The sequence below is a fragment of the Calyptranema fuscum S582 genome (assembly GCF_055793305.1).
Window position 1 is genome coordinate 40,246 of the sequence record NZ_JBSLYH010000054.1, and the last position, 7,772, is coordinate 48,017.

General features: G+C 48.4%; 8 protein-coding genes. 2 read left to right on the top strand and 6 right to left on the bottom strand.

The features are described 5' to 3' along the window. Window positions 1-24 precede the first annotated feature (24 nt). A complete protein-coding gene (gene ptsP, locus ACR6Z4_RS26790; protein WP_479720404.1) occupies window positions 25-2,526 on the bottom strand; it encodes a phosphoenolpyruvate--protein phosphotransferase in 2,502 nt (833 codons plus the stop codon). 877 nt (window positions 2,527-3,403) lie between these two features. Between ptsP and ppsA the strand changes: the two genes are divergently transcribed. Continuing rightward, entirely contained in the window at window positions 3,404-5,953 is a 2,550-nt protein-coding gene (gene ppsA / locus ACR6Z4_RS26795) for a phosphoenolpyruvate synthase (RefSeq protein WP_479720405.1), read from the top strand. Window positions 5,954-6,069: 116 nt separating this feature from the next. On the opposite strand, the gene ACR6Z4_RS26800 is transcribed toward ppsA, so the two are convergent. Together ACR6Z4_RS26800 and ACR6Z4_RS26805 are read right to left on the bottom strand one after the other, a co-directional pair. Next, on the bottom strand, window positions 6,070-6,282 hold the full coding sequence (locus ACR6Z4_RS26800) for a DUF6887 family protein (RefSeq protein ID WP_479720406.1): 213 nt from the start codon (window positions 6,280-6,282) through the stop codon (window positions 6,070-6,072). Then, window positions 6,266-6,454 (bottom strand): DUF6888 family protein, encoded by a 189-nt coding sequence (locus tag ACR6Z4_RS26805; RefSeq protein ID WP_479720407.1) that lies wholly within the window; start codon window positions 6,452-6,454, stop codon window positions 6,266-6,268. The genes ACR6Z4_RS26800 and ACR6Z4_RS26805 overlap by 17 nt, the downstream gene beginning before the upstream one ends. 13 nt (window positions 6,455-6,467) lie before the next feature. Between ACR6Z4_RS26805 and ACR6Z4_RS26810 the strand changes: the two genes are divergently transcribed. Continuing rightward, entirely contained in the window at window positions 6,468-6,761 is a 294-nt protein-coding gene (locus ACR6Z4_RS26810; RefSeq protein WP_479720408.1) for a hypothetical protein, read from the top strand. A gap of 34 nt (window positions 6,762-6,795) precedes the next feature. Here the strand turns inward: ACR6Z4_RS26810 and ACR6Z4_RS26815 are convergent, their stop codons facing one another. From ACR6Z4_RS26815 to ACR6Z4_RS26825, 3 genes are all read right to left on the bottom strand, one after another. Next, window positions 6,796-7,065 carry a type II toxin-antitoxin system RelE family toxin gene (locus ACR6Z4_RS26815; protein WP_479720409.1) on the bottom strand — a complete coding sequence of 90 codons (270 nt, stop codon included), beginning with the start codon at window positions 7,063-7,065 and terminating at the stop codon, window positions 6,796-6,798. A 2-nt stretch (window positions 7,066-7,067) separates the two neighbouring features. Beyond that, window positions 7,068-7,265: a hypothetical protein gene (locus tag ACR6Z4_RS26820; protein WP_479720410.1), complete on the bottom strand. Its 198-nt coding sequence runs from the start codon at window positions 7,263-7,265 to the stop codon at window positions 7,068-7,070. Between the two features lie 126 nt (window positions 7,266-7,391). Then, window positions 7,392-7,772, bottom strand: a 381-nt coding sequence (locus tag ACR6Z4_RS26825; RefSeq protein WP_479720411.1) for a hypothetical protein, incomplete at its 5' end; no start/stop codon positions are given.

The following is a 7,772-nucleotide window of genomic DNA, read 5'->3' on the forward strand; positions in this document are numbered from 1 at the left end:
ATCAACGGAACGGAGGGTAACGCCTTACCGCAAAGCGCGAACATCTTGAGCACTGCGGCACTTGAGCGCCCGATCTGCCAGAGCCTGGACTTGGGTTAAGGATAGACCTCGCAGTTTAGCTTTCACAGCAGCCACACTGGGAATGCTGACACTCAGTTCCGTCACGCCTAATCCCGTTAAGATGGCTGCGCCCAACGGCTCTCCGGCGACCCCACCGCAAACGCCCACCCATTTGCCCTGGGCTTTTGCTGCCTGCACCGTTTGATGAATCATCCGCAAAACGGCAGGATTCAGACCATCGGCTTGTTTTGCCAAAATCGGGTGCCCCCGATCCATTGCCAGGGTATATTGGGTCAGGTCGTTGGTGCCAATGGAAAAGAAATCAACGAGTTGGGCAAATTCTGCTGCCATCATCACGGCGGATGGCACTTCCACCATCATGCCGTAGGGGATTGGGTCTGCCCCAATTTCCGCCCGTACCGTTTCAGCAATGTGCTTGGCACTGATAAAATCATCCAGCGTTGCAATCATCGGGAACATGATCTTGATAGAGCCGCCTTGAGCTGCCCGGAAAATAGCACGCAGTTGGGTTTTAAATAGATCTTGCCGTTGCAGACAGAGACGAATGCCACGAATGCCTAAAAAAGGATTATCTTCTTTGGGCAAGTTGAGGTAAGGAATCACTTTGTCGCCACCAATATCCAACGTTCGCACAATCAACGGCAACCCGTTGAGAGCTTGGGTCATTTGGCTGTAGGTGGTGAATTGTTCGTCTTCGGTCGGGGGTTCAGAGCGATTGAGGAAGAGAAATTCGGTGCGCAATAGCCCGACCCCTTCTGCTCCGGCATCAACTGCTTGCGTGGCTTCGGACGCTGCCCCAATATTGGCAACCACTTCCATGCGATAGCCATCCGTTAGCACCGCCGGTTGGTAGCAGGCTAGCTTCTCGGCTTCGCGGATGGCGCGCAAGTCTTGCTGCGCCGCCTGAGCGATCGCCAAATCGGATTCAGACGGATTGGCATAGAGATTGCCACTTTCACCATCCAGAATGCAGGGGGTACCATCGACCCACTCTAAAATCGCCGGGCCCGCCCCGACAACGGCTGGAATATCCAGCGATCGCGCAATAATTGCCGAGTGGGAGGTTGGACCACCATAGGCGGTACAAAAACCTAAGGTCAGCGATGGATTGAGTTGTGCCGTATCAGAGGGGGTCAGATCTTCGGCAATCAGAATCACCGGATAATCGGGCAAGGTGGGGTCATCCTCTACCTTTTCTGCCAGCAAGCGCAGCACCCGCCGCCCGACATCTCGCAGATCGGTCGCCCGTGCTGCCAACAGAGCATCCGTCAGCTTCTCCAGGCTTTCTGCCCGTTGTTCATAGGCTTGTCGCCATGCCCAGGCAGCACTGCGGTTATCGTGCAACGGTGCGATCGCTTCTTGCAACAGATCCGGGTCATTGAGAAACTCTTGATGGGCTTGAAAAATCGAGGCTTTGGCGGCTCCGGCTTTAGCTTTCACTTCCTCATACAAGTCTTGCAATTGTACTTGAGCAGCCGCGATCGCCTGTCGCAAACGGCTTTGCTCCTCCACCGGGCTAACGGCAGTCGCCGCAAACACAATTTTGCCCCGCTTGAGTTGATAGATCGGCGCGATCGCCAACCCAGGAGAGGCAGAAATCCCTGGAATTGCCGCTGTTTCAAACACCAATTCCCGCCCTAAGGTGATGGCAGCCGGAGCTTCTTCCTCATCTTCCAAACCCGCTGCGATCGCGGCTCTTAAAGCCTCTAAAGCCTGGTCTTCATCACGTCCCTGTGCCATCAGGCGGATGGTTTGCCCACCTTCTACTCCCAGCTTCAGCAACGACACTAAGCTTTTGGCACTGGCAGTATGTTGCCCATAACGCACCCGAATTTCAGATTCAAACTCTTTGGCTAGATTGACTAAGGCAGTGGCAGGACGCGCATGTAGCCCCGCTTTTCCTGGAATCACGACATCAACATATTTGGCAAAATCTGGTTCAGCAGGTTCACTGGTGGAAGATGGCGATCGCGACTGCGTCAACCGTTCGACAATCTCGACCGGATTGGTGGTTTTGGCAAGCTGCTGAATCGCCAGTTCATCGGTCAATATATGCGTCAGATTCGACAAAATCTCGATATGTTCGTCTGATTTTGCCGCAATCCCAATGACTAAATGCACCGTTTCACCAGGGTTCCACTCCACTCCCCCAGGGACTTGCAACACGGCAATGCCCGTTTCCAAAATCAACTCTCGATCTTTGGGCAAGCCGTGCGGAATCGCAATGCCATTCCCTAGATAGGTATTCGCCACCTTTTCCCGTGCCATCATGCTGTTGACATACCCCGGTTTCATCCGTCCGGCATTCACCAACAACAAGCCCACTTGCTGAATGGCATCGGCTTTACTCGTCGCGATCGCACCCAATTTAACTCGATCAGTGGCGATCGTACCGGATTGAACAGTTGCCTGATCGGTATCTTGTTTTGTGTTTAAGTTAAGCATTTCTTAAAAAGAAAAAACTGATTAAAACGCGATAGCTATCTTATTTGAACTGTTTATTTGAACTGTAATGCTACGCACCACAATTTAGATTCAAGAATCAGCAAGAATCAAATAGGATTTCTATTACGAGAACAGAAAGCAATATAAATTCAGCTTACTGGTTTACACGCTATAAAAATACAACGATTAATGATTCGATAAAATATTACGAAGAATGAAGAAATAGATCCTTTGTTTTCTTTCATTTTCGTCTATCTTTTCGCTCAAGCACATGCTGTTTAGCAGCTATTTAGAACAGCCTATGAGGAGGAGCAATCTGTTTCAGCTCTCCATAAATCTTCCTTTTGAAGGAAGACTTTAGCACCAATTTCTCCTCTTTTAAGAGTACGGTGTACGTACAGGTAATCGGCACTATCGTCATTTCAAACGGGCTGTGAGAGGCGCACCCCTGCGGGGCTCGCCTCTCACAGCCCGTCGATCTTACAACTCATTTAGAACTGTGATCTTAAAGGACTGTTTCGGCAGCATGTGGGGCGTCATCATCAATCTTTACATCGTCATTTCACCCCATTCTCAGCCTCAATATTTTGAATAGGCTCTTAATACTTCATGAAGTTTTCCAATTGGCACCCGATTGGATTCGTTAAGCTGAGTTGTATTGGAACTTGGGCGATGTGTTCGGATTAAAACTCTCTTTTTTGCGAGAGAAAAATTAGTCGCTGTTCAAGTATTTTTTCATGACTACAAAGAGATGAATGAATAGATCGGCGATCGCATCCCATCATTCTATCGATAGCGTTACAGTCATCTTTTTACAAAAGAATAGTTTAGTAAAACATTGCATCTTCTCAACCCCTATTAACTGGAACGATTCAGCATGGTTACTGTTAAGAAATTAGAGATTCCTGTATTAGATCAACCCTTAAAAGAAACCGCATTGGTGTTGTGGTTTGAACAAGTTGGCATCATCGATGTCCCCTTAGTTGGGGGTAAAAATGCATCACTGGGTGAGATGATTCGTCAACTCGGTGCCAAAGGCGTCAATGTCCCCACGGGCTTTGCCACAACCTCCTATGCCTTCCGCCACTTCATGCAAAAAGCTGGCTTGGAAGCCCGTCTGCGTCACCTGTTGCACGACTTGAATGTGGAAGATGTTAACAATCTGCGAGAACGAGGCAGACAGGCACGAACTCTGATTTTAGACACCCCCTTTCCAGCCGAACTAGAAGATGCCATCATCCATGCCTATGTGCAGTTATCCGAACGCTATGGTGTTAGTGTCGAAGTCTGTGAAACCCTGAGCGGCAATGAGCTAGACGCCTGTCTCAGCCGTCATAGTGGAGTGGACGTTGCCGTACGCTCCAGTGCCACTGCCGAAGACCTACCCGACGCCAGCTTTGCCGGACAACAAGAAACCTATCTCAACATCAATGGCATCAACGGTGTTTTGGACTCTTGCCATATGTGCTTTGCGTCCCTGTTCACCGATCGCGCCATTTCCTACCGCACCACCAAAGGCTTTGACCACTTCGATATTGCGCTCTCTGTGGGAGTACAAAAAATGGTGCGGTCTGACCTGGCAACCTCTGGTGTGATGTTTTCGATTGATACAGAAACGGGCTTCAAAAATGCTTCCCTGGTGACGGCTGCTTACGGATTAGGGGAAAATGTGGTGCAAGGGGTGGTCAATCCGGATGAATATATTGTCTTCAAACCCACCTTGAAACAAGGCTTCAAACCGATTTTAGAAAAGCGGTTGGGCAGCAAAGAAATCAAAATGATTTACGACATTGGTGGTAGTCGCACGGTGACCAATATCCCGGTGCCCAAAGCAGATCAAGCCAAATTTGCTCTGAGTGATGAAGAAGTCTTGCAATTAGCCCAATGGTCGTGTGTGATTGAAGACCATTATTCCACCGTGCGTGGCACGTACAGTCCCATGGATATCGAGTGGGCAAAAGATGGCATAACAAATGAATTGTTTGTCGTGCAAGCCCGTCCTGAAACGGTACATTCGCAGAAAACAACGAATGTCTTGCGCACCTATCGTTTGCAAGGGCAGGAAGGCAACGAACAAGGAGAAATGGCGTCATCGCTAAACCCCTTGCTGACAGGTCGAGCGGTCGGCGAAATGATTGGGGCGGGTAAGGTTCGGACAATCGTCGATATTCGCAAGCTGGATGAATTTCAGGACGGTGAAGTATTGGTGACAACCCGCACCGACCCCGACTGGGAACCCATTATGAAAAAAGCCAGTGCCGTGATTACCAATCAAGGGGGACGCACGTGTCATGCGGCTATCATTGCGCGCGAATTAGGAATTCCGGCGATCGTGGGCTGCGATAATGCCACCGATATTTTATGGGACGACCAAGCCGTCACTGTCTCCTGTGCGGAAGGTGAAGAAGGGCGCGTCTACAATGGCTTACTGCCCTTTGAGATTGAAGAATTACACCTGGATGAATTGCCCCAAACCCGCACCAAAGTCATGATGAATGTGGGCAATCCTCAAGAAGCCTTTCGTCTATCCTTGATTCCTAATGCAGGAGTAGGGTTGGCACGTACCGAATTTATTATTGCCAATCACATCAAAGTCCATCCCCTTGCCTTGCTAAACTTCGACACGCTTAAAGATAAAGCTGCCAAGTGGGAAATCAGCCAGTTGACGCTGCAATATGACGATCGCTCTGCCTACTTTGTAGACAAGCTGGCGTCGGGAATTGGGATGTTAGCGGCTGCCTTTTATCCCAATCCCGTCATCGTTCGCATGTCTGACTTAAAAAGTAACGAATATGCCAACTTGATTGGTGGTCAAGAGTTTGAACCCCACGAAGAAAATCCGATGATGGGTTGGCGTGGTGCTTCACGCTACTACGATCCGAAATATCAAGCCGCCTTTGGGTTTGAATGCCAGGCATTCAAACGGGTGCGAAATGATATGGGCTTGATTAACGTAATTCCGATGATTCCTTTCTGTCGCACTCCCGAAGAAGGTAAAAAAGTATTGGCAGAAATGGCAAAAAATGGCTTGGTGCAAGGCGAAAATGGGTTGCAAGTCTATGTCATGTGCGAACTGCCCAGCAATGTTGAATTAGCCGATGAATTTAGTGCAGTCTTCGACGGCTTCTCCATCGGCTCCAATGATTTGACCCAACTTACCCTCGGACTCGATCGCGATTCAGCCCTAGTTTCACACCTGTTTGATGAACGCAATGAAGCGGTTAAACGCAAACTGCGGCGCGTAATTGCAACCGCCAAACAATTTAATCGCAAGATTGGGATTTGCGGTCAAGCCCCCAGCGACTACCCCGAATTTGCCGAATTTTTGGTCGAACAAGGGATTGATTCCATTAGCCTCAACCCTGATTCGGTACTAAAAACATTGCTAGCGATCGCCAAAACGGAAGCCGCGATCGCCGCTCGATAAAACAAAGCGATCGCACGGGCTATTAAATCATCGGCATCTGTTAACCAGATTTGCATTCAGTGAGCAAGTTTCCAGAAAGATGCTGAGGATCTGGGGCGATCGCTCTCTAGAAAACTTTAAAGATTAGGATGATGCACTCGCTCGTGAATCAGGTGTTCGAGTTGTGCTAAATCTTCCTCTGCCAAACCACCCTGATATCGAATCACGCCCGGTTCATTTTTGAGCCGTTCCATATAGATTTGTAGCGCTTCCTCATCTTCTCGATGGGTCAAAACATAGCGTCTGAGTTCTTTACGGGATATTTTGTGGAAATCAGGCTTCTGTGTCATCGTCAAACTCCCATAACCCATCGGCAAAAATGCTAACTCCGATTGTGTTTCCTGCCAGAAGATAAAACGTTTTATGTCTGGTGTCGAAGCGAAACAGATGGATATCCAAATAAAAGTTGGAGAGTGTCTGGCATATTCGTATACAAGCCAGCATCTGTTCTGGAGTAGGCATCAGAAATTCGAGATTGGAAAATCACCCTTTCATACTGTTACATCATACCTCGCCTATCAGTGCGATCGCTATTCAAGTCTTTGCTCTCACCATGCGATCGCCATTCAAGTCTCTGCTGTCATTATGCGATCGCTTTTCAAGTCTCTGCTCTCATTCTGCAATCGCCATTCAAGTCTCTGCTCTCATCATGCGATCGCCATTCAAGCCTATGTCTCACCATGCGATCGCCTTTCAAGTCTCTGCTCTCACCGTGCGATCGCCATTCAAGTCTCAGCTCTCATTATGCGATCGCCTATCAAATCTCTGATCTCACTATGCGATTGTTAGTCAGAACATAAACATTATGGGAAATAGCGATAAATTTCCTTCCGATGCAATACACGGACAAATGTAATTACGTTTCCAGTAATTGTAAAACCGATACGATAGTCTCCTACTCGGACTCGGTAGGCATTATCATTTGCCTTAAGTTTTTTTAGTCCGACAATTTCTTCTAGACCAGAGTAGCCAGGAATTTCTTCAAACACCAAACGCTTGATTGACTCAAATACTGGCGTGCTTCTAAGTGCCTTCAGATCCTTAAGAAATGTAGGCAAGTATTCAACATTCATAGCTACTCAAGTTCTTGAAGAGCTTGCTCACGACTCAATGGCGTTTCATTTCGAGCAACCTGCATGGCGCGATAAAGCCCTTCGTCTTCGATTGCTTCCAGTAAACGCTGATAGTCTTTTAGTTCTAAAACAACCTTGCAAACTCGACCAGAGGTATCAGTCACTAATTCTTGGACAAATGGATAATTTTCAATTTGCATAGGATTGATGACTCGATAATCTCTTCATAATCCCTATTATCCTATGCAATTTATGGAGATGCGATCGCATAAGTCACCACTCTCCCCCATCTCCCCCATCTCCCCCATCTTCCCCATCTCCCCCACTCAATCCTCCCTCGGTGCCACTCCACACAGCGCCCGCTGATCATTGGTCACCGTTGGATTATTGCTGTCAAGATACGGACGCAGCCAGTTACAGGCACGATTGAGCAAATCATCTAAGCCGTTATCCAGTGCCCAGATGCGAATATAACCGTCATTAGATAACGTCATCAGATGTTGTCCATCTGGGCTAAACCCAAGAGACTGGCGCAATAAGGGTTTACTAAAAGGGTTTGTTGGATCATTGTAAAAAGCAACCCCGGAAAACTCCGCCACGATATTGCCGTCCAGGTCATACAGACGGCTAATGTCTTCCGCTGAAATAGACGTGAGCACCTGCTGTCCATTGTCACTGAAGCCGCGGAACTCCCCTGGAAACTGCCC

Bases quoted from the DNA above. Each gene is read 5' to 3' on its own strand.
- ptsP (WP_479720404.1), bottom strand. From the start codon at position 2,526: ATGCTTAACTTAAACACAAAACAAGATACCGATCAGGCAACTGTTCAA.
- ppsA (WP_479720405.1), top strand. From the start codon at position 3,404: ATGGTTACTGTTAAGAAATTAGAGATTCCTGTATTAGATCAACCCTTA.
- ACR6Z4_RS26800 (WP_479720406.1), bottom strand. From the start codon at position 6,282: ATGACACAGAAGCCTGATTTCCACAAAATATCCCGTAAAGAACTCAGA.
- ACR6Z4_RS26805 (WP_479720407.1), bottom strand. From the start codon at position 6,454: ATGCCTACTCCAGAACAGATGCTGGCTTGTATACGAATATGCCAGACA.
- ACR6Z4_RS26815 (WP_479720409.1), bottom strand. From the start codon at position 7,065: ATGAATGTTGAATACTTGCCTACATTTCTTAAGGATCTGAAGGCACTT.
- ACR6Z4_RS26820 (WP_479720410.1), bottom strand. From the start codon at position 7,265: ATGCAAATTGAAAATTATCCATTTGTCCAAGAATTAGTGACTGATACC.